This is a genomic window from Oceanicaulis sp. UBA6590 (assembly GCF_002433705.1).
Lineage (GTDB): Bacteria > Pseudomonadota > Alphaproteobacteria > Caulobacterales > Maricaulaceae > Oceanicaulis.
The window spans coordinates 1-21,255 of record NZ_DJIQ01000012.1; the positions used below are offsets into that span (position 1 = coordinate 1).

A 21,255-nucleotide genomic window follows, 5' to 3' on the forward strand; every position below is an offset into this window, starting at 1 on the left:
CCAACGCGCCGGCCGCCCGCTCTGGAGGAGTGAGGCGATTATGGGGGAAGAGCGGGAGGGGGAGGATAAACACCCATCTCTTTCCCCGCGTAGGCGGGGACCCAGAGCCGGATAGGCGGCGCGTCATGATCTCTGGGTCCCGGCCTTCGCCAGGAAAGAGAGAACATCAAAAGTCCACACATCGTCATCCCGGACGCCGAAGGCGATCCGGGATCTACCGGAGCCACTCCGTCCTGATCACAGAGACGCATGCAGTAGGTCCCGGCTCAGGGCCGGGATGACAGGGTGTGGGGTTTGAGAGCACCCTCAAAACAAAACCCCGGCCTAGCAAGCGCCGGGCCGGGGTCTTGATGTTACAGCAAAACGCAGACGCCTAGGCATCCACCTCCGCCTCAAGGGCGAATTCCTGGATGAAGTCTCGGCGGGGTTCGACGACGTCGCCCATGAGCTTGGAGAACAGCTCGTCGGCGGTGTCGGCCTCGGTCACAGAAACGCGCAGCAGCGAGCGGGCTTCGGGGTCGAGGGTGGTTTCCCACAGCTGGTCGGGGTTCATCTCGCCCAGACCCTTATAGCGCTGGATCTTCAGACCCTTGGCGCCGGCGGCCTGCACCGCGCTGACGAGCGCGTTGGGCGAGAAGATTTCCGTGTCCTCGGACTTGCGACGGAACCAGGCCGGACCCTGATAATCGCCCCGGATCGCCCAGGCGCGTTCGGACAGGCGCTTGGCGTCCGGGCTGGCGAGGATCTTGTCATCAAGGGTGATGGATTCCACCACGCCGCGCACTTCGCGTTTGAACACGATGCCGCCTTCGGGCAGCACCTGGCCCACCCAGCCGTCTTCGCCTTCATCGGCCTGCGCCGCGAGGCGGCGCGCGGCGGCGTCGACCTGGTCCTGCGTGGCGTCCGGATGCAGCGCGCCCTCAAGGGCGGCGGCTTCCAGCGCGAATTTCGGCGCACGGGCGCTGAGGCGATCCAGCGACAGGGCGATGCCGCGGGCGGCCTTCACCCGTTCGGCCAGATCCTGACCGGTGATGGTTTCGCCATTGGCGAGCTCCAGCACGGCTTCCGAGCTGCCTTCCTCGATCAGGAAGGCGTCCATTTCCGACTGGTCGGTGAGGTAGCGTTCGGACTTGCCGCGCATCACCTTGTAGAGCGGCGGCTGGGCGATATAGAGGTGCCCGCGTTCGATCAATTCGGGCATCTGCCGGTAGAAGAAGGTCAGCAGAAGCGTCCGGATGTGCGCGCCGTCCACGTCCGCATCGGTCATGATGATGACCTTGTGGTAGCGCAGCTTGTCGTAATCGATCTGGTCGCGGCCAATGCCGGTGCCGAGCGCGGTGATCAGCGTGCCGACCTGATCGGACGACAGCATCTTGTCAAAGCGCGCGCGCTCCACGTTGAGGATCTTGCCCCGCAGCGGCAGCACGGCCTGATTCTCGCGGTGACGGCCCTGCTTGGCGGAGCCGCCGGCGGAATCACCCTCCACGATGAAGAGTTCGGATTTCGCCGGGTCCTTTTGCTGGCAGTCGGCCAGCTTGCCGGGCAAGGAGGTGATGTCGAGCGCGGATTTGCGCCGGGTCAGCTCGCGCGCCTTGCGCGCCGCTTCGCGGGCGGCGGCGGCCTCGACGATCTTCGACACGATCTGCTTGGCTTCGACCGGGTGTTCCTCGAACCATTCGGTCAGCGTGTCATAGACCGCGCTCTCGACCGCCGGACGGACTTCGGAGCTGACCAGCTTGTCTTTGGTTTGCGAGGAGAATTTCGGGTCCGGAACCTTCACCGACAGCACGCAGGTCAGGCCCTCGCGGGCGTCATCGCCGGTGATGGAGACCTTGGATTTCGCCGCAATGCCCGAATTGCCCGCATACTGGTTGATCACCCGGGTCAGCGCGCCACGGAAGCCCGCCAGGTGGGTGCCGCCATCGCGCTGGGGAATGTTGTTGGTGAAGCACAGCACGTTCTCGTGATAGCTGTCATTCCACTCCAGCGCCGCCTCGACGGTGACGCCTTCGCGCTCGCCGGTGATCAGCACCGGGTCGGGGAAGATCGGCGTCTTGGTGCGATCGAGATGCTGGACGAAAGCGGCCACGCCGCCTTCATATTCCAGAACTTCCTCAAACGGTTCGGCTTCGCGTTCATCGCGCAGCACGATTTTCACGCCCGAATTGAGGAAGGCCAGCTCACGCAGGCGGTGCAGGAGGCGCGCGCGCTCGAAGACAATGTCGGAGAAGGTCTCTTCAGACGGCATGAAACGCACCTGGGTGCCCTTCTTGCCGTTGGCGTCGCCCACCTCGCGCAGATCCTGACCGTTCTCGGGATCGCCGCGGCGAAAGCGCATGGTGTGCTCGCGGCCATTGCGCCAGATCGTCAGATCGAGCCAGTCCGACAGCGCGTTCACCACAGAGACGCCCACGCCGTGAAGGCCGCCGGACACCTTGTACGAGTTCTGGTCGAATTTCCCGCCCGCATGCAGCTGGGTCATGATGACCTGCGCCGCCGATACGCCTTCCTCGGCGTGAATCTGGGTGGGAATGCCGCGACCGTCATCGGTCACGCTGGCCGAGCCGTCCGCATGCAGGCAGACGGTGACCTGCGAGCAATGACCGGCGAGCGCCTCGTCGATGGCGTTATCCACCACCTCATAGACCATGTGGTGCAGACCCGAGCCGTCATCGGTATCGCCGATATACATGCCGGGGCGCTTGCGCACGGCGTCGAGCCCTTTGAGGACCTTGATCGACTCCGCGCCGTATTCCTGATTCGGTGTCTCTGACATGGTCTTGTTTTACCGCGTTCGCGGCGTTGTCACCATGGTTGAAAACACTCCGGGTGTGGACTTTTCCCGCTTCCCGCCTAGCGGGTGAGCAACAGCACCGCCACAGCAGCCATGATCACCGCCGTGACGAGATCGGCCCAGCGCTTGACGCCCTTCGCCTTCAGCCAGTCGCGCGCCTTGTGCGCCAGCCCCACATGCACCGTCGCGGTCAGCGCATACATGGCGAGCATGATCGAGACCATGATGGCGTAGGTGACCGGCGTCACCGCGCTGAGATCAAAAAACGCCGGCAGCAAGGACAGATAGAAGATGATCGGCTTGGGGTTGGTGAGCGGCATGGCGACGCCCGCCGCATAGGTCGCCAGAAGCCCGCGCTTGCTGACGGGCTTCATCACCGCATCGGGCGGCGCGGGATGACGCCAGCCCTGGAACGCGCCCCAGGCGAACCACAGAAGGATCGCCGCCCCGCCCAGCTTGGCGATCCAGAACAGACCCTGATAGCCCGAGGCCGCCTCGGCCGCCGCGCTCAAGCCCGTAATCGCCACGGTCAGCCAGAAAATGTCGCCGGTGATGATGCCGCCGCCATAGACAAAACCGTGCGCCGGTCCGGCGTCGAGCGTGCGCGCCACCATGGCCACGTTCCCGGGGCCGGGGGTGAAGAACAGGATGAAGATGGCGCCGGCGAAGGCGGCGAGAGTGAGCGGTGTCATGGCGCTGCAGGTAGCGCGGCGCGCGCCCGAGAGAAAGAGCGAAATCAGACCCCAACGCAGAGCCTTCCCCTCTCCCCCTTGGACAAGGGGGAGAGGCCGGGTGAGGGGGTGCGCTTCAACAGGCAGTTCGCTTAAATGGACAGACGCGGCTCACCCCTCACCTAACCTCTCCCCTCAGGGAGGGGAGAGGGATAAATCCGCACCCGCTTCAAATCACTTGCCGTATACGTCAACCCTATTACGATAAGGGAAAAGAGACTTCGAGAGGCCTTCATGTCCAACGCACCCACTTCCGCCCTCGCCCGGCCCTTCGACACGCCCGAGCGCCAGGCGTTCCGCGACAGCGTGGAGGGCTTCATCAGGCGCGAGATCGAACCTCATGGCGATGAATGGGACGAGGCGGGCGATTTTCCCTGGGAATTGCATGAAAAGGCCGGCGCGCTCGGTCTCTTCGGCTTCGGCATTGACGAAGCCTATGGCGGAAACGGTTTTGAAGACGCCCTGATGCGGGTCGATGCCGGAATCGCCATGGGCTATGCGGGCGTGGGCGGGGTGAACGCGTCTCTGGGCTCGCGCGGGATCATGACCGGGCCGATTCACACCCTCGCCAGCGACGAGATCAAGGCCGAGGTCCTGCCCGACATCGTGGCGGGCCGCAAAGGCGGCGCGCTCGGGATGACCGAGCCTTCGGGCGGGTCGGACCTGTCGCGCATCGTCACCAAGGCCCGCAAGGACGGAGACTCTTGGATCATCGACGGCGAGAAGACCTTCATCACCGGCGGGATGAAGGCGAGCTGGTATGTGGTCGGCGCCCGGACGGGCGGTGAGGGCTTTGGCGGCATTTCCCTCTTTGTCGTGCCCGCGGATGCGCCCGGCTTTTCCCGTACCGCCATCACCAACAAGATGGGCTGGTGGTGTTCGGACACCGCCACGCTTCACTTTGACGGCTGCCGCATCCCCGAGCGCTACCAGCTCGGTCAGGAAGGGCTGTGCCTTCTCGCGATCATGGACAATTTCAACTATGAGCGCCTGACCCTGTCGGCCGGGTGCCTGGGGATGGCGAAACGCTGTCTCGATGACGCCATCACCTACGCCCAGCAGCGCGAGACCTTCGGCAAGCCGCTGATCAAGCACCAGGCGATCCGGCACAAGATCGCGGACATGTCCGGCCGCATCGACGCGCTGGACGCCTATCTGCAGATGGTGGCCTGGCGGGTGAACGAGGCGACGGACAAGGGCGCGGCCATGCCCGCAGCAGAGCTCGCCAAGATCAAGGTCTTCGCCTCAAAGACCGCCGAATTCTGCGCCAATGAAGCCATGCAGATTCTGGGCGGCGCGGGCTATCTGCGCGGCTGCGCGGTCGAGCGCATCTATCGCGAGGTGAAGGTGATGGCGATCGGCGGCGGCTCTGAAGAGATCATGCGCGATCTCGCCGTGCGGCAGATGGGGTTGTGAGGGGTCAGAACAAACCAACCCAAGTCGAAAACGCCGCAATAACTAGACTTAAACCTGTTACTACATAAGCAACGTTGCGGCCTATCATGTTTTTCCTAGCAGCAGCTTTCAATAAATCTTCGGAACCTAGAAATTCTTCATACAATTCAACCAACTCAGGTATATCGCCAGCGCCCAGAGTTTCATAAATCGCGTCGCGGTTCTCCCGATCTTCGCGAGATATTTTTATTTTCGAGCGCACAGATTTAATAGTTCTGTACATTTTTGTAATATTTGGGAAATGTTGAAGAACGTTATCTTCACCCAGCTTCTTAGTAGCTAAAGCCATATCATTTGCTACTTTTGCTGTTATAGCATCAATTGCATCGTGTTTAGCTCGACAGCAATCGAAGTCAGCATCGTGTAAAAGGTTATTTCTTTTATCTATGTCACCTTCTTCGTGACACTTCAATGCTTCTACTATTCTGCGCCCAGCATACCGTAGCTCGTAAATAGCAGGATTTATGATTTCGCCATTTACTTGCTCCGCTACCTTAATCATCCCTTCGGCTTCATTCCAACGCACGCAAATCTCACGCACACGTGTTGCCCACGTTTCATCATCCCCTGAGGAGCTCATGGGATATCAACCGTATTTTTTTTCGAGATAAGTAACGGACTGATCGGCGCTACGAGAGAGCTTAGCCAGCCCTCGAAGTGTCAAAAACCAACCATCTTGCACGAGCACATTGCCACGAGATTGACGCTTCACGATCTGTGAAGTCGCCTTCTTTTTCTCGCTTTCGTATGATTGGAACAGTTTTTTCATAACACTTCGACTCAGCGGGCCGCGGTTTCTAGATGCCTTACCCCTCTAGAGTCAACCCCCCTTACGAATCACAGTTTACTAGAGGCACGGGACTTCGCCAACAAGCTTAGTCAAGGCCGGTTAACTCAACCTGAGCGACGTGTTAACGCATAATTAGCCAATCGAGACTTGTATAAAATTATTCCTTATGCATATCAGGAATTTACACCCGCGAAATCAGGCCCTGACAGCCCTTTTCGATCAGGTCGAGCATTGTCTCGAAATCACGCTCTTCGCCATAATAGGGGTCGGGTATGGAGGTGCGGGCGAGCCCGACCGACCAATCCATCAACAGGGAAATCTTGGTTTCGGGCAATTGCCGCCCGCTGCGCGCCTCGGCCAGCCAACGCCGGTGGCCTTCATCCATGGCGATCAGATGATCAAAGCGGATGAAGTCATCATCGGTCACGGCGCGGGCGGTGATGCCGGACAGGTCATAGCCCCGCGCCTCGGCGGCCTTGACGGCGCGCGGGTCCGGGCGTTCGCCCACATGCCAGTCCCCGGTGCCTGCAGAATCGAGCACAAGCTCCTTGCCCGTCCGCTCCGCCATCGCCTTGGCGACCGCCTCTGCGGTCGGCGAACGACAGATATTGCCGGTGCACACAAACAGGATCGACGTTTGACGCGGCATCTTCCCCTCCTGACGCTGCGAGCCAGGGAGACCCTAGCCCGCTTCGTTCAGGAGACCGCCCCCATCGTGAAGCTGGGGTTAACGATAGCTTTCCTAAGCGGCGGTGATCCGCGCCGGAACGCTGAATTGCGGGGCGATCTTGAGATCGCTGGCCCAGCGCAGCTTCTCGAACACCAGCAATATCGTGCCGTTATAGTCCAGCAGGCGATTGATCACGCCCCGGCGCGGCAGGTGCAGCGCGCTGACCGGCTCGTCATGGTGATGGTCGTGGAAGGCCTCGCCGCCCGTCAGGATCGCCAGCAGGTAATCCGCCCAGCGCGGGGTCTTGAGATGGCCGAACACGTTCACCCCCAGAATGGTGGCGTGAAACTGGATGGCGCGCGCCGTCACGGCGGAGGCGTGCAGGATGAAGGTCAGCAGCAAGGAGCCGCCCATCGCCCAGACGGCCAGATATATGATCGCGGGCAGGATGAGGTGCACGCCCAGCGTGATCAGGGAATAGTGCCGATCGAGGATCTGCACGGTCTTGAGATCCTTCAGCCACATGGCGGTCGGACGCTGCAGATCGTTGGGATCGCGGAAGATCAGCCAGCCCATCCACGCCCACAGCTTGCTTTCATGCGGGTTGTGCGGATCGCCGGGCTTGTCGGACAGACGATGGTGCTGGGAGTGATAGTTCACCCAGTCCTTGAGCTTGCCCTGCATGGCGATGACGCAATTGATCGCCGTGAGGATCTGCGCGGGCGCCTTCAGCTCGCCCGCCTTGTGTTGCCAGACGCGATGCAGCACGCCGATGCCGAAATTGCAGATCACCAGCGTCACCGCGCCCACGAACAGCGCCAGCACCGGATACCACCAGTGCAGGGTCAGACCGTTCAGAAGCAGGCCCAGTGTGAAGGCGATGACGAGGCCCAGGACGCCCAGGGCCGGGTAGATGATGGCGGCGAACACGCTCGCCCAGTCCAGATTGCCAATGCGCTTCGGTATGGCGACCGAACGCGGCGTTGGAGTGGCTTTCATGCTTGTCCTCAACAGTCCTGACTTGCGACACACGCCCACCCGGCGCTCAGTCGCCGACCCCATGAGTATTCTGACATGACGGCTAAAGTTTAACCAACGCCAAAACGCTGTGTCGGGTATCACGTCTCAGTCAATCTCGACACCCCGGCCCGGTGTGCGCTATCAGCGCATCAGAGACACCGGGCGCAAAGCGGTTCGCCGCGCTGCGCCGTCCATCCAGTCTGCGCCAGCGCGATCTGGCGCCCTCACGAAAAGAAGGGGACGGCCATGGCCGATAACGAGTTTCCGACCGGCACGCTGATGAAGGGCAAACGCGGCCTGATCATGGGCGTGGCCAACAAGAACTCCATCGCCTGGGGCATCGCCCAGCAATTGCATGCCCAGGGCGCCGAGCTGGCGTTCTCCTATCAGGACGAAGCGCTGGAAAAGCGCGTGCGTCCGCTGGTGGAAAGCCTGGGCGACGAGCCGTTCATGGTGACCGCCGACGTCACCAATGACGAATCCATGGACGCCTGCTTCAAGGCGCTCGAGGCCAAATGGGGCAAGCTCGACTTCCTCGTTCACGCCATCGCCTTCGCCGGCAAGGACGAGCTGCAGGGCAGCTTCACCCACAACACCACGCGCCTGGGCTTCCAGCGCGCCATGGACATTTCCGCCTTCTCCTTCGTGGACGCCGCCAAGCGCGCCAGCGCATTGATGCCGTCCAAGGAAGAGGGCGGCGGCGCCATGGTGTCGCTGACCTATCTGGGCTCCGAGCGCGTCGTGCCGAACTACAATGTCATGGGCGTCGCCAAGGCCGCTCTGGAAGCCTCCACCCGCTATATCGCGCGCGATCTCGGCCCGCAGGGCATCCGCGTGAACGCCATCTCGGCCGGTCCGATGCGGACGCTCGCCATGGCGGGCATTTCGGGCGGCCGCACCCTGATGAAGACCGGCAAGGACTGGTCCATGCTGAAAGAAGACACCACCATGGAAGGCGTGGCGGGTTCCGCGCTCTACCTGCTGAGTGATCTGGGCAAGTCGTGCACGGGTGAAATCCTGCACGTGGACGCCGGCTTCCACGCCGTCGCCGTGCCCGATATCGACGAGTAGCGCCTAGAGGCCCTCGCCTTGCAGACCGGGCGCTTCGGCGCCCGGTTTCGCGCCCGCCTCGACAAATCGCGCATACCGGCCGATCGCCCGCGATTCGATGGCGTTGCGCACCTTGGAGCGGCTCAGGGTGAAGACCGGCTCATTGGGGTCCGGTTCGTTCAGACACCCCGGCTCGAACGCCAGACCCAATCGGTCAAGAACAGGCGACAACACGCCTTCTGGGTCCGCCACCAGCGCTTCATACCCCACCTCAATGAGATCGAACCCTGCTGTGATCCAGTGAGCGGCGACGGCCTCGGTGTGCCGCACAAAGCCCAGCGCATCGTCCCACCGGGTCGAGTATCCATGGCGAAAGCCGAAATCATTGGTGAAGAGCGAGACGGCCGTATCCTCGGCGTTCCGCCGGCAATGCAGCAAAACCGCCTCCGGAAACAGCGCCCGGATGAACGCGACCCGATCAAGATTGGACGGCAGCTTGTCGAGGATGAAAGGCGTCTGCGGCCCGTTGCGCAGCAAGTAGGCGCGACGCCAGCGCTCGCGCAGGGCCTCGAACCGGTCCAGCCGCGTTCCCTCCTCAAGCGCGCAGAACTGCTCAAAGGCCAGCGCCATGTCGGCGCGCTCGCCGAAGCCGGTAATCGCCGAATGCCCGCGCAGGATTCGTTCGAGCAGCGTCGTGCCTGACCGGGGCGCGCCGATCACGAAGATCGGTCGCGGCCCCGCCGGAGCGAGCGCAGCGGGGGCGGTGATCGCGGCAAGCCCTGATTGCACGGATCTGGCGTGCGCCCAGACCTGCTGCACATGCGCCAGCGTCACCGGCGCCCCGCTGCGCGCGAGCACGCGGCGCTGGATCCGGTTGGCGCGCGCGAAAGCGGCCCAGGCCGGGGCCAGCCGGCCTTGCGCCTCATGCACCCGCCCCAGCGCAAATCCCAGCGTCGCAGCCGCCGGATCGGTCCGGGCGGACAGCCCGGGTTCGAGCGCTTCAAACCGCGCAATGAGGTCGGGACAGACCAGATCGGGCTCGGCCTCGGCGAGCAGATCGAAGGCCAGCACATGATCGCCCGCCTGGGCCAGAATCGCGTGCGCCAGACAGGCGGCCTGCTGTTTCTCGCCATGAACCAGATGAAGCTGGGCGACCGCCTCCATCAGCTCGAGCTGGCCGGGATGGTCCTGCAGGGCGGCGGCTGCGAGGGCCTTCATCCCCGCCACGTTCGAGGAGGCGATGGACCAGCGGATGAGACGCGAGATCGCATCCGGCGTGCGCAAACCCTGATCATAAAGCTGCTGCATCAGGCGGGCGGCGAGCTCCATCTGCTCGCGCCGCGCCGCTTCCATGGCCCAGACCTCGACCACCAGCCGGGCGGCGGCTTCATCCAGTCGGTCACGCTGAGAGAGGGCCCAGCCCAGGGCGGGAACATCCCCCGCCGCGATCGCCGCCGCGCCAAACACCTTGAAGGCCTGAAGGCTGGGCGGTGTCAGAATGATCAGCGGACGCAGGCTCTCAAGAACGCCTTGATAGCGCCCCTGGGTAAAATCGCGCTCGATCGCACGCCAGAAATCTGGGTTCATCCCGTTCCATGTCCAGACCGTATCCGGCCTGAATACGCATTTGCGCGGGCCATCCGTCGGTCGGTCCGCAAAATATCACACGTGAGATGCGACCGCCTACGCCTGAAACGCGAACGCCCTGCATGGCGGGCATGCAGGGCGCGCAGATCAGAGCTTGAGCCCGAACAGGGGCCTCAGAGGTCGGATGCGTCTAATGATCTCGAACCCGGCGAAGGAGCCGGCATAGGTGATGAGGGTCAGAAGCACGAACTCGGTCCAGACATCAAAGCCTATCCGGGTCAGGGCGTAGCCCGCCGCCACGGTGATCGTCTGGTGCAGGATGTAGACCGGAAAGATCGCCTCGGTCAGATACCGCCGCACCGGTCCGTCCGTATTCAGGAAGCGCCGGGCAAGCCCCAGGAGCGTCACGATCATGGACCAGGCGTAGAGCACCCGGCCGGCGCGCGCGAGCCAGAGCGGGACCGGCATCTCGGCCACCTGATCCCACCAGAGCGCCCAGATCGGGGTCAGCACAACGCCCAGCGCCACACTCAAGCCCAGCGCCCAGGGCAAGGCGCGATCCACCGCGCCCCAGAACCGTTCGGACTTCGCAGCGTAGAACCCGTACAGCACGCAGGTGAAGCTGTAGGCGTGGTTCGCCCAGTCCCAGACAAGATTGTGGGTCACGTCAAAATGCGGCGTCAGCAGCACCCGGTAGACCATCATCGGCGCAAAACCGAGCCCGATCACGGCCAGCGGGCCGAATGGGCGGTCCCAGATCCGGCCCAGCACCGCGCCGGGCCCGCGCCCGAACGCCTTGAGCAGGCCCATCACAGGCGCCAGCAGCAGCGCATAGACGAAGAGATAGACCACGTACCACAGATGGTTCCAGGTCGGCACGGCGATGCCGGCGATCTCCCAATCGGTGATGTAATGCGGCCAGAACGCCAGAATGCCGGGCTCGATCTCGCCCATCTCGCGCAGCTGGAAATAGGTCTGGGGCATGACCACCACGATCATGCCGAACACGATCACGGGCAGAAGCCGTCCTGTCCGCTCGACCGCGAATTTCAACGCGCCCGCCTTGTCATGGAGATAGCGGAACGCGACGCCTGAAATGAAGAAGAGCAGCGCCAGCCGCCAGGGGTTCAGAAGGTTCATCAACGGCTCGGCGCCGGGGCCGGCGTGCACGCTTTTCACATGCCAGCCCCAGGGCACGTAGAACATGCCCACATGGTACAGCACCAAAAGACCGAACGCGATGATGCGCAGCCAGTCGAGATCATGGCGACGGGGTGGCGCGGCCAGCTCCCGAGGTCCGGATTCAGTCATGTGTCGTCTCCCAATCGATCCAGCCCGTCTTCTGATCGGGAGCGCGTCGGTCGACCATGTATCCGGGGCGAAAGACGGACTGCCGGGACCAGCATCGGCGCTCCGGGGACGAGTCGCGGCGTTTCGGGGGCGAATGACGCAGCACGGCTCTGGCCCGGCGCGGAAGAGCTTGGCATGATCGCACCATGCAAACCCCCGATCTTGAACGTCGCGTCCTGCGCCACACCCTGCTGGTTTTCGCGCTCGTCACCCTGGCCTTCTGGCTGGTGAACGGGCTGTCGCTGGCCGAGGAATGGCGTCGCGCCGGGGAAACCGGAGGCTGGCTGCGCGCGCTGACGCTGGAAGCGACCAGCAATCTCGTGCTGGTCCTGCTGTTCGTTCCGGTCGCGCTGCTGGAACGGCGCTTTCCCGTGACGCTGGAGCGCTGGCGGACGGCCCTGCCTGTGCACGCCCTGGGCGCTGTGATCTTCTCGGCCGTGCATGTGAGCGTCATGAACGGATTGCGCATGGGCCTCTGGCCCTCGCTCTTCGGCTTTGACTATGAGGGCCTGGGCGGCGTGCTGGGCGAGTTCGGCTATGAGTTTCGCAAGGACGCCCTCTCCTACGGCCTGATCCTCGCCATGCTGGCGCTGTTTCGCGAGCTCGAGGACGCCCGTCAGCGCCTGAAGGCGGCGCGCGAGGACGCCCGCACCGATCATGTGATCACCCTGCGCAGCGGCGGCCGCGAGATCCGGTTGCCGGCGCGTGAGATCCTGAGCGCCAGCGCGGCGGGCAATTATGTCGAGGTGCGCACCCAGACCGGCGAGCATCTGGCGCGCATGACGCTGACCCGGCTGATCAGCCTGCTGCAGTCGGCCGGCGCCGATCCGGTGCGGCTTCACCGCTCGCACATGGCCTGCCGCCCCGCCATCCGCGAACTGGTTCCGACCGGCGATGGCGACGCCGAGGCGCGCCTCTCGGATGGACGCATATTACCGGTCAGCCGCGGGTTCAGGGCCGCTGTCTAGCCCGCTGGCGGGCGCGTCGTATAACTTCTATTAACCCCAAAGGGTCTAGGCCCTTTCTCTCGGCGTTCGGGACAACGCCGTTTGTTTATGTATTGGGGACTTTCATGAAATTCGCACTGATCGCAGGCGTCAGCCTGCTGTCGCTCGGCCTGGCTGCGCCAGCCCTGGCCGACGATGATTCGCGCATCGAGGAACTTGAAGCGCGCGTTCAGCAACTCGAGGCGATGAACCGCCAGCTGCTCGAAGTGATGCAGGCCCAGGGCCTGCTGCCGCAAGCGGACGCGCCTGCAGCGCCGTCCATGGCCCATCCCGCGCCAGCGCATCACGGCGATGCGCCTTTGCAGACCGCGCACCATGGCGCTGGTCATCATGAAGGCGGTCACGGCATGAGCCATGGCGATGACTTCCATCAGAATCTGGTCGGGATCAGCCCTGAATACGGCTATCAGGTGCTGGATCACGCCGAAGGCGTGAACACCCGCCCGCTGACCATCCTGAACGCCGCGCGCAATGGCGAGCTCGATCGCCGCGTCACCCTCAGCGGGGATGTCACTGCGCTGGCGAACTATCAGGAAAGCAATTCCAACACCAAGTTCGGCTGGCTGATGCGGCACCCGACCTCGGCCAACCAGATCGGCGAGACGGTGTCGGAATTCGTGGTGCACTCCGCCCAGCTGGCCGTGACCGGCCGGATGACGGACTCCATCACGCTGTATTCGGAAATGCTCTACGATCCCGAGCAGAGCTTCGGGTCGGGCACGCTGACCGATCTCAACCGCAACCAGATCCAGCTGCGCCGCGCCTTCGTGCTGTTCGGCGATCTCGAGCGCACCCCCTGGTACGCCGCCATTGGCAAGATGGACACGCCCTTCGGCCTGAACGACACCGTCAGCCCGTTCACCAACTCCACCAACTGGCACGCCTTCGCCGGTCTCGCGACGGGCGGCATGGTCGGCTATTACAACAATGGCCTGCACGTGCGCGCCATGGCGATCCAGGGCGGCTCGCAATTCCGCGCCCACAACGCTCCGGTCGAAGACACCAATGTCCCCAGCCGGGTGAACAATTTCGCGGTGGACGTGAACTACACCGCCGTTCTGGCCGAGGGCCGCACCCTGATGGCGGGCGCGAGCTATACCGAGGCCACCGCCTATTGCCAGGCCTATCCGGTCTTCCACTTCAATCCGTGCGACGACAACAATCCGGGCTGGGCCGCCTATGCCCAGGCGGATCTGGGCCGGCTCGAACTGCTGGGCGAGTATGCGGCGACCACCGAGGACTGGCCGGGCACGGCCTCGCCGGTGCCGATCTACTCTGCGTTCGAAGCCGTGGCGCCGAGCGCCTTCACCCTGGGCGGTCGCTACTGGTTTGACCTCAACGCGACCGAGGACTTCGCGGTGTCGTTTGAATTCAGCCGCTTTGTGTCCGGCGATGACGGCGCGCCCTGGGAAAAGCAGGATCAGTGGGTTCTGGGCGGATCCTATTTCATCAGCCCGTCGGTCAATCTCTTCGGCGAGCTGATCCGGACCGAAGGCTGGGTGCCGCTCAACTTCCTGTCCGGCGGCAATCTGCCCACGGGCGAGAGCTGGTCGGAAAGCGATGCGAGCACCAATGTGTTCACCCTGGGTGTCCAGGCGAGCTTCTAGGCGCTCACAGCCGCGCAAGACAAACCCCGCCGGAGCGATCCGGCGGGGTTTTCTGTTTGCGAGCAGGCGATCAGGACGCCTTGTCCAGCCCCTTGCCCTGCTCCAGCTCGGTGAGCTTGGCCTGGGTGGAGACCACCACGCGCGCGATCTCGTCTGTCGACTTGGACGAGCGGTCCGCCAGCTCCCGCACCTCGGTCGCGACCACGGCGAAGCCCGCGCCATGCTGACCCGCACGCGCCGCCTCGATGCTGGCGTTCAGCGAGAGAAGATTGGTCTGCTCGGAAATGTCGCGCAGGCTTTCCGCCATCTTGCTGACCTGTTCGAGCACGCCGCTGACAATCGTCCGGGTCTCGGCGCTGGCCTTTCTCTGGGCCGTGGAATCGGTGGCGTACATGGTGAAGCGCTCCACCCGTCCGCCAAAGCCCAGCAATACCTGGACCGCGCCCGAGAGCCAGGCGGTATCCCGCTCCCCCTTCACCATGATCTCATCGGTCACGGTCTGGCCGCGCTTCATCTGCTCGACCTGTTCAGACGTGAACAGAGCGTCCAGCGACATCGTCTTGCGGTCCTTGAGACCGATCCGCTCCATCACCTGATTGAGCTTGTCATTGCCCTGCGTGAGCGCGCCATCCGCCGCCCATTCCAGCACGACATTGGATTCGGTGATCGCGGCCATGCGGGTCTCGAACTCCTTGGCCTTGAGCTTGACGTCAGTGATGTTGGCCTGAACGGAGATAAAGCGGACAAGCTCTCCGGCGTCGTTGCGCACCGGGTTGATCGACATGGAGATCCAGTAGGGCTCGCCCGACTTGGTGTAGTTCAGGATCTCGTCATAGAAGGGCGCGCCCGCATGCAGTTGCTGGCGGATCTTGGCGCGGGTCTCCGCACTGGTCTCAGGCCCCTGAAGGAACTCGCCCGGCTTGCGGCCCATCACCTCTTCGGACGTATAGCCGGTCAGCTTTTCAAAGCCCGGATTGACGTATTCGATCAGGCCCTGGGCATCGGTGATGATGACGAGATTGTCCGTCTCGTCGGCCACCAGGGACAAGAGCTTGAACTGCTCGCGATTGCGGACCTCGGCGTCCACATCCTTGACGAAGGCGGTGTAGGACACCTCGCCATCAACGCGGATCTTGGACAGCGACAGCGAGCCCCAGACGCGCTGGCCGTCCGCGCGCTCCACCAGCACCTCGCGGGAGCGACCGACGATCTTGTCCACCCCCGTGGTCCGGTTGGCGTTCACATAATCATCGTGCTTGTCCCGGATTTCGGACGGGACGAGCATCTTCACGTTCTGACCCAGCACCTGCTCGGCCCTGTACCCCCAGAAGCGTTCCGCCGCAGCGTTGAAGAAGGTGACTTCATTGCGCGCATTGATGGTGACCACGGGGTCGAGCGCCTGGGACAGGGTCTGGGTGATGGTCTCCCGGCTGCGACGCTGTTCGGTGATGTCCTTGACGAAGGCGGTGTAGAAGATCTTCTCGCCGGCGCGCACCTTGGAGAGTGACAGGTTCGCCCAGATCCGCTCGCCATCCTTGCGCTCGATCTCCACATCGCGGGACGTCCCCACGATCTTGTCCTGGCCGGTCGTGCGGTTGGCGTTGACGAAGGTGTCGTGATTGGCGCGGAACTCCCGGGGCACCAGCATCTTGACGTTCTGGCCGACCACCTCGTCCGCCTCATAACCCCACAACTGCTCGGCGGAGCGATTGAAATAGGTGATGATGTTCTGGTCGTTGATGGAGACGACGGCGTCCAGCGCCTGGTCCAGGATCTGGCGTGTCGTCTCGCGCGCTTCGCGCTCGGCGCTGACATCCTTCACGAAGGCCGTGTAATAGACCTTCGAGCCGCTTTTCACCCGCGACAGCGCCAGATTGACCCAGAGTTTCACGCCGTCACGGCGTTCAAGCTCGATATCGCGCGAAGTGCCGACGATCTTGTCCTTGGCGCCCTGCCGGTTGGCGTTGATCAGCCCGTCATGACCCGCTTGCAAATGGGGCGGCACCAGAATCTTGACGTTCTGGCCCATGACTTCCGAACGCTTGAGCCCCCAAAGCCGCTCCGCCGCAGCATTGAAGAAGATGATCCTGTTGTTCGGATCAATGGTGACGACGGCGTCGATCGCCTGTTCAAGCGCCTGTTTTTCAAGTGAGCTTCCAAGCAGATTCCGCATCCCGGCTCCTCACGACATGGGTCTGAAGCCGAATGTGAAATCCGTTCTCGTTAATAGCGTTTGAAGCATGCGTACCATGCACAACGCCCCGCCGGAGGACCGGCGGGGCGCTGTTTCGTGGGGAGCTGAAGCGCCTACTCCGCTTCGCGTTCGCCCTGATCGGGCACATGGGGGACCACCGGCTCTTCGGGCTTCACATACGTATCCAGCCAGTCGATGGACTCCGCCAGCACGTGCAGCACGCTCTCGCGCGCCCGATAGCCATGGCTTTCATAGGGCAGCATGACGAGCCGGGCCGTGCCGCCATTGCCCTTGACCGCTGCGAACATGCGCTCGGACTGAATCGGATAGGTGCCCGAATTGTTGTCCATCTGGCCATGGATCATGAGCATGGGCTCATCAATGTCATTGGCGTGCATGAAGGGCGAGAGCCGATAGTAAGACTCCGGCGCTTCCCAATAGGTGCGGCGCTCGGACTGGAAGCCGAACGGCGTCAGGGTGCGGTTGTAGGCGCCCGAGCGGGCGATGCCCGCGCGGAACAGGTCCGATCCCGCCAGCAGGTGTGCGGTCATGAACGCGCCATAGGAATGGCCCGCGATCGCGACCCGTTCGCCATCGCCATAGCCGCGCTCCACACTGTCCGCGATTGCGGCTTCCGCCGACAGCACCAGCTGGTGCACGAAGGTGTCATTCACGGTTTCCGGATCATCGCCGACAATGGGCATGGTGGCGTCTTCCAGCAGCGCATAGCCCTGGGTCACCATGAAGCGGGGGCTGGTGCCCGCCACCCGTGAGAAGCGGTATTGCGAGCCGCGCACCTGACCCGCGTCCGAGGCGGAATTGTACTCCAGCGGATAGGCCCAGATCAGAAGCGGCAGTTTATCGCCCTCTTGGTAATCCGCCGGCAGGTAGAGGGTGGCCGACAGCGGCACGCCATCCTCGCGCTCATAGGTGATCAGCTCCTTGCGGATGGCGTTGAGCTGGGGATAGGGGTTCTCGAACGCGGTGATCGCCCGCATCCCGTCGCCCTCGCGCAGATAGACGTTCGGCGGAGTTTCCGGGTCCTCATAGGAGGTCAGGAAGCGCGCGCCGTCATCAGACAGGATGTCGATGACCTCCTCATAGTTCTCGCCCGCATTGCGCCACAGCTCGGTGGTCTCGAAGGTGTTGAAATCCACACGGTTGAGGAAGGGGCGGTCCCCGTCGGGGCTCGCGCCGTCACCGGTGAAATACATCGCGCCATCGATCACAGCCGCGACGGACTGGCCGAACCCGTTGCGGATGGTCAGCGGCGAGCCGGGATCGGCATAGCTGTTCTGGATCGAGCGCTCTTCAAACAGGCGCGGCTCGGCCCCGCCCGGGGCAAAGTCCACAAGCCAGTTGCGAACCTCGCGCGTATCGCGGTCATATTCCACCGCCATGCCGAACTGGCCTTCGGAGGTGAAGGTCACGCCATAATAGCGATCCTCGAAGCGGGCGATCTCGACCGGCTCGCCGTCAAACGGCGCATCGAGCGCCCAGACGCTGTCGCGTTGATCGGTCTCCACTCGCGGATCACCGCCATCGAGCGCTTCGGCCCAGATCAGGCGCGCAGCGGCGGACGCCTGCCATTCGATATTGCGGCGACCGGTGATGACCCCGCCAATCGGCACGCCGTCCGCGATGGGGTGATCGGCGATTTCGGCGACCAGCTCGCCACCCATGGTCCAGACCTCGGTGGTCTCGGCAAAGCTCGACCACGGCACGTCATAGGAGAAGGGCGCGTTCAGCTCGTCGATGAGCAGGTACTCCCCGCCCGGCGACGGTTCGACCGAATAGTAAAGCCCCGGCTCGCCAATGGGGCGCGGGCGCGGACGACGCGCAGTCACATCCACCGAAACGATCTGGGATTCCGCCAGCCAGGCGAACAGCGCGGCGTCATCCGCATCGCCCAGGAGATCCTGATAGGTGCGCACCGGGGCTTCATAGCCGTTCGCCTGCTGGATCACCGGGCCATCGGGCACGCGGGCGCGCTCGGGGCGCGGGCCGCGCTCATCAGACACCAGGGTGACCAGAAGGGTCTCGTTGTCATTCATCCAGTCGAGCGCGGAGAAGACGGCGTTGACGCCCTCGGGGATGATCTCGCGGGCGCGACCGGTGGCCATGTCCGCCACCCAGACGCCAATGGAGTCTGCGTCGGTGACCAGGAAAGCGGCTTTGGAGCCGTCCGGGGACCAGGTGAAGCCCGACAGGCCCGCATCCTCGGGCGTTCTGATCTCGGTTTCTTCGCCCGTATCCAGATCGATCACGGACAGGCCGACCACCGAGCGCGGGCCGTGACGACCATTGGTCTCGGCATCCAGCCGCAGACCCGCCAGGCGCTCCATCGGGCGCGCCAGTTCGGAGACCGGCGGCAAGCCTTCGCGATGCAGCAGCAAGAGATGGCGCTTGTCCGGCGACAGCGTGGTGAAGGGCGATGGCGGCGCGTCAACGATATCAACGATATCCTGCGGCGGCAGGCGATAGCCGTCCTGAGCCATGGCGGCTCCGGCGCTGACGCTCAGCACCAGAACGCCGCCCAGAGCGGCGCGAATAAGTGTGGACATAAAGCCCTCCCCTGACTTGCGTTTTCGCATTCGGGAGGGAGTTTAACGGAGCTTTGCCTGTCCGCAGAATGACGGATTGGTAAGGGAGGCGGACACGCGCAGCCTGCCCAGGCGATGGAGCTGGCCTGAGCCGCCAGAGACAAACAAAAACCCCGCCGGATCGCTCCGGCGGGGTTTCTTTTGATCTTGCGATCAGAGGGGTGAGGACTAGTCCTCGCCGCCCTCTTCCTCAATCGCTTCGCCGGTCTCCTGGTCGACGACTTTCATCGACAGGCGCACCTTGCCGCGATCGTCAAAGCCCAAGAGCTTCACCCAGACTTCCTGGCCTTCGCTGACCACGTCCTTGGGGTGACCCACGCGCTCATTCTTCATTTGCGAGACGTGCACAAGGCCGTCACGCGGACCGAAGAAGTTCACGAAGGCGCCGAAATCGACGACCTTGACGACCTTGCCCTTGTAGATCTCGCCCACTTCCGGCTCCGCCGTCAGGCCCTTGATCCAGTCGAGCGCCGCCTTGATGGAGTCCGCGGACACCGACGAGACCTTGATCAGGCCTTCATCGTTGACGTCCACTTTCGCGCCGGTTTCCTCGACGATCTGGCGGATGACCTTGCCGCCCGAGCCGATCACGTCACGGATCTTGTCGGTCGGGATCTGGATGGTCTCGATCTTCGGCGCGTGCTCGTTCAGAGCTTCACGCGTGCCCGAGAGCGCCTTGTTCATCTCTTCAAGGATGTGCATGCGGCCGCCCTTCGCCTGGTTCAGCGCGGTCTGCATGATGTCCTTGGTGATGCCGGCGATCTTGATGTCCATCTGAAGGCTGGTGACGCCCTCTTCGGTGCCGGCCACCTTGAAGTCCATGTCCCCGAGGTGATCTTCGTCACCCAGAATGTCGGACAGAACCGCCACGCCTTCCGGGTCCTTGATCAGGCCCATGGCGATGCCGGACACCGGACGGGTGATCGGAACGCCCGCATCCATCAGCGCCAGAGAGCCGCCGCACACGGTCGCCATGGAGGACGAGCCGTTGGATTCGGTGATCTCGGACACCAGACGCACGGTGTAGGGGAAGGTTTCCGCGTTCGGCATCACGGCGTTCAGCGCGCGCCAGGCGAGCTTGCCGTGGCCGATTTCCCGACGGCCCGGAGCCAGACGGAAGCTGGTCTCGCCGACGGAATAGGGCGGGAAGTTGTAGTGCAGCAGGAAGCGTTCCTTGTAGGTGCCGGTCAGGGCGTCAATGAACTGCTCGTCCTCGCCGGTGCCCAGGGTCACGACCGCCAGGGCCTGCGTTTCACCGCGGGTGAACAGCGCAGAACCGTGGGTGCGCGGCAGGACGGTGGCTTCGGACACGATCGGGCGGACCTGATCGAGCGAGCGGCCGTCAATGCGCTTGCCGGTCTTGATGATGCCGCCGCGCACGACGCTGGCTTCCACGCCCTTCAGAACGTCCTTGAGCACGACCATGTCGGCGCCGTCGGGGTTCTCTTCGGTCGCGGCCAGCTCGGCCACGGCTTTCTCTTTCGCCGCAGAGACCGCCGCCTGACGCTCGGTCTTGTTGGTGATGGTGTAGGCCTTGGCGATCTCGTCGCCGACCAGCGCCTTCACCTTGGCTTCGAGGTCGGAATGATCTTCCGGCTCGAATTCCCACGGATCCTTGGCGGCTTTCTCGGCCAGGCGGATGATCATGTCGATCACGGGCTGGAACGCCTCGTGACCGGCCATGACGGCGCCCAGCATGGTTTCTTCCGACAGCTCTTTGGCTTCGGATTCCACCATCATCACCGCGTCGGACGTGCCGGCGACCACCAGGTCCAGCTCGGTGTCGTCCATCTCGGCGACGGTCGGGTTGATGATGTACTCGCCATCCTTGTAGCCCACGCGCGCCGCGCCGATCGGACCCAGGAAGGGCAGACCGGACAGGCACAGGGCGGCGGAGGCGCCGATCATGCCGACCACATCGGGATCATTTTCCAGATCGTGGCTGAGCACGGTGATCATCACCTGGGTGTCGTTCTTGAACCCCTTGGGGAAGAGCGGGCGGATCGGACGGTCAATGAGGCGCGAGGTCAGCGTCTCTTTGTCGGTCGGACGGCCTTCGCGCTTGAAATAGCCGCCCGGGATCTTGCCGGCGGCGAAGTATTTTTCCTGGTAATTGACGGTCAGCGGGAAGAAGTCCACGCCCGGCTTGACGTCCTTTTGTGCGACCGCCGTCGCGAGGACGGTGGTTTCGCCATAGGTGGCGAGCACCGCGCCATTCGCCTGACGCGCCATGCGGCCGGTTTCGAGGGTCAGCGTGCGGCCGGCCCATTCAATCGTTTCGGTTTGGATATCGAACATGTATCTCTCGTTCGTACGGTCGTAATTCGGCGTCGCCGGATTGCGAACGCCGGATAAGGAAACGCCGGCGCGCCCATTGGCGGCCGGCGTCCCTCTGGA

At 63.5% G+C, this 21,255-nt stretch carries 14 protein-coding genes; 4 read left to right on the forward strand and 10 right to left on the reverse strand.

What is annotated here, in order from left to right; genetic code table 11:
* Window positions 1–373 precede the first annotated feature (373 nt).
* Both gyrB and B2Z70_RS02455 read right to left on the reverse strand, forming a co-directional pair.
* Window positions 374–2,776 (reverse strand): DNA topoisomerase (ATP-hydrolyzing) subunit B, encoded by a 2,403-nt coding sequence (gene gyrB, locus B2Z70_RS02450; protein ID WP_009802467.1) that lies wholly within the window; start codon window positions 2,774–2,776, stop codon window positions 374–376.
* A gap of 77 nt (window positions 2,777–2,853) precedes the next feature.
* Window positions 2,854–3,486 (reverse strand): LysE family translocator, encoded by a 633-nt coding sequence (locus B2Z70_RS02455; protein ID WP_292980590.1) that lies wholly within the window; start codon window positions 3,484–3,486, stop codon window positions 2,854–2,856.
* Window positions 3,487–3,759: 273 nt separating this feature from the next.
* On the opposite strand from B2Z70_RS02455, the gene B2Z70_RS02460 reads away from it, so the two are divergent.
* On the forward strand, window positions 3,760–4,941 hold the full coding sequence (locus B2Z70_RS02460) for an acyl-CoA dehydrogenase family protein (RefSeq protein ID WP_292980593.1): 1,182 nt from the start codon (window positions 3,760–3,762) through the stop codon (window positions 4,939–4,941).
* 4 nt (window positions 4,942–4,945) lie between these two features.
* Here the strand turns inward: B2Z70_RS02460 and B2Z70_RS02465 are convergent, their stop codons facing one another.
* From B2Z70_RS02465 to B2Z70_RS02475, 3 genes are all read right to left on the reverse strand, one after another.
* On the reverse strand, window positions 4,946–5,560 hold the full coding sequence (locus B2Z70_RS02465) for a hypothetical protein (protein WP_292980596.1): 615 nt from the start codon (window positions 5,558–5,560) through the stop codon (window positions 4,946–4,948).
* Between the two features lie 391 nt (window positions 5,561–5,951).
* Window positions 5,952–6,419, reverse strand: a complete 468-nt coding sequence (locus tag B2Z70_RS02470) for a low molecular weight protein-tyrosine-phosphatase (RefSeq protein WP_292980599.1) — start codon at window positions 6,417–6,419, stop codon at window positions 5,952–5,954.
* Between the two features lie 93 nt (window positions 6,420–6,512).
* Window positions 6,513–7,439, reverse strand: coding sequence for an acyl-CoA desaturase (locus B2Z70_RS02475; RefSeq protein ID WP_009802463.1), 927 nt, complete (start codon window positions 7,437–7,439; stop codon window positions 6,513–6,515).
* 267 nt (window positions 7,440–7,706) lie between these two features.
* Here B2Z70_RS02475 and B2Z70_RS02480 point away from each other — a divergent pair, with 267 nt between their 5' ends.
* Entirely contained in the window at window positions 7,707–8,531 is an 825-nt protein-coding gene (locus tag B2Z70_RS02480) for an enoyl-ACP reductase FabI (RefSeq protein ID WP_292980603.1), read from the forward strand.
* A 3-nt stretch (window positions 8,532–8,534) separates the two neighbouring features.
* On the opposite strand, the gene B2Z70_RS02485 is transcribed toward B2Z70_RS02480, so the two are convergent.
* Complete coding sequence (locus B2Z70_RS02485) at window positions 8,535–10,097, reverse strand: sulfotransferase family protein (protein ID WP_292980606.1); 1,563 nt, start codon at window positions 10,095–10,097, stop codon at window positions 8,535–8,537.
* A 147-nt stretch (window positions 10,098–10,244) separates the two neighbouring features.
* Entirely contained in the window at window positions 10,245–11,408 is a 1,164-nt protein-coding gene (locus B2Z70_RS02490; protein ID WP_292980609.1) for an acyltransferase family protein, read from the reverse strand.
* Between the two features lie 185 nt (window positions 11,409–11,593).
* Between B2Z70_RS02490 and B2Z70_RS02495 the strand changes: the two genes are divergently transcribed.
* Together B2Z70_RS02495 and B2Z70_RS02500 are read left to right on the forward strand one after the other, a co-directional pair.
* Window positions 11,594–12,415 (forward strand): LytR/AlgR family response regulator transcription factor, encoded by an 822-nt coding sequence (locus tag B2Z70_RS02495; RefSeq protein ID WP_009802459.1) that lies wholly within the window; start codon window positions 11,594–11,596, stop codon window positions 12,413–12,415.
* 104 nt (window positions 12,416–12,519) lie between these two features.
* Window positions 12,520–14,061: a porin gene (locus B2Z70_RS02500; RefSeq protein WP_292980612.1), complete on the forward strand. Its 1,542-nt coding sequence runs from the start codon at window positions 12,520–12,522 to the stop codon at window positions 14,059–14,061.
* Window positions 14,062–14,131: 70 nt separating this feature from the next.
* On the opposite strand, the gene B2Z70_RS02505 is transcribed toward B2Z70_RS02500, so the two are convergent.
* From B2Z70_RS02505 to pnp, 3 genes are all read right to left on the reverse strand, one after another.
* Window positions 14,132–16,234 (reverse strand): PAS domain S-box protein, encoded by a 2,103-nt coding sequence (locus B2Z70_RS02505; RefSeq protein WP_292980615.1) that lies wholly within the window; start codon window positions 16,232–16,234, stop codon window positions 14,132–14,134.
* A gap of 134 nt (window positions 16,235–16,368) precedes the next feature.
* On the reverse strand, window positions 16,369–18,819 hold the full coding sequence (locus tag B2Z70_RS02510; RefSeq protein ID WP_292980618.1) for a S9 family peptidase: 2,451 nt from the start codon (window positions 18,817–18,819) through the stop codon (window positions 16,369–16,371).
* Window positions 18,820–19,026: 207 nt separating this feature from the next.
* Window positions 19,027–21,156 carry a polyribonucleotide nucleotidyltransferase gene (pnp, locus tag B2Z70_RS02515; RefSeq protein ID WP_292980621.1) on the reverse strand — a complete coding sequence of 710 codons (2,130 nt, stop codon included), beginning with the start codon at window positions 21,154–21,156 and terminating at the stop codon, window positions 19,027–19,029.
* Between the last annotated feature and the right edge of the window lie 99 nt (window positions 21,157–21,255).